Origin of the sequence: Mycolicibacter arupensis, assembly GCF_002086515.1 — a bacterium.
GTDB classification, from domain to species: Bacteria; Actinomycetota; Actinomycetes; order Mycobacteriales; family Mycobacteriaceae; genus Mycobacterium; species Mycobacterium arupense.
In genome coordinates this window covers 1-1,169 of record NZ_MVHH01000115.1, presented here as the reverse complement: position 1 = coordinate 1,169, position 1,169 = coordinate 1, and the positions used below count along the sequence as shown (strand labels likewise).

The following is a 1,169-nucleotide window of genomic DNA, read 5'->3' as shown; positions in this document are numbered from 1 at the left end:
AACAACGCCGAATGCACCTCCGGCGGCAACCCCATAAACGCAGGCGCAGTCACACTAACCACCCCAACGCGGATACACCGCTGCCGCGTGAGCGTCGCCGACCGCATAGCTCACGCCTGCCTCGCCGACACCGACGCCCGAGCGGCCGAGTTCTGCCGTGCCGGCGGCGGCCACCACGACATGCCGACTTCCGTAGCCACTTAACGTCGCCGCACTCTGCAGCGAGACGGGGTCAGCGGCGGGCGGGAGCACTGCCGTGATCACCGGAACCGCGCCGGCGTGGACGGCAGCGAGCCTGGCGGTCAACGCCTCGATACGAGCGCTGGCGGCGGCCAGTCCTTCGGGGACGACATGTAGCGGCATGACCTATCTCCTTCCGAACCGGGAAACACACCCTTGGACAACTGCTTTGTGGCACTTATACGACCACCAAGTGCGAACATGTGTCGACCACTGGGGCGGCACACTGCACGCTCAAGCCGAGGCCGCCGGAACTGGGTTCACCGGCCGACGTGTTCTGAATAACGCTGGTGAGAAGGCTTTTTCAGGACCGAAGGGGAATAAGTTAATCTCTGCACGCCACGCTCGCTGAGTTTGAATCAGCAGGTGCGGAATAGCGCACCGACACGTGAGAATCCGATGCGCCTTTCGGCGTGGCGATATTCATCAAGGCGGGAATCCGCGGGCGCGGCCCTCGTGAGCACTCTGTCGATGACAGGCTGAGAGGAGCCGCAGTGATCGAATCATGCTGTGCAACAGAGCAGTACTGCCGGAAGCTAGACCAGATTGGAAGCAGCCAGAACGGCACTTCCGCCGACGAGTTGAGCGGTTAATGCACACACGACAGGGCAATTGTGCGCCCGGCGCCACCGCAATGGCGGTGACGCCGGGCCTTGAAGGAAGAACTACTGCGTTCGCCGATGGTCAGGGCTGTGCGTCGGGATCTGGCACTTCACTGGGCTGACCGGTCCAGCTGGCCGGCAGCAATGGTGCAGTCGGCGCAGAGCCGAAGGAGTCCCCCGCCACAGTGGTCAGTCCGGCTTCTCGCACAGCATGTTTGATGGCACCGCCTTCGAAGCCGACCCCGCCCGCGCTGCCGTCCGAAGCCAGCGGCCCCCCACCGGTCGGTGGCGCCCATTCGGCATCGACCTCCACATTCATGTCGGCAT

2 protein-coding genes are annotated in these 1,169 nt (G+C 64.0%); both read right to left on the bottom strand.

Annotation, left to right across the window (positions count from 1 at the left end; genetic code table 11):
• Positions 1 to 54 precede the first annotated feature (54 nt).
• Positions 55 to 363, bottom strand: coding sequence for a PE family protein (locus BST15_RS20925; RefSeq protein ID WP_046191553.1), 309 nt, complete (start codon positions 361 to 363; stop codon positions 55 to 57).
• 561 nt (positions 364 to 924) lie between these two features.
• Positions 925 to 1,169 (bottom strand): PPW family C-terminal domain-containing PPE protein (locus BST15_RS22310; protein ID WP_474623355.1); only part of this gene is annotated, 245 nt, incomplete at its 5' end.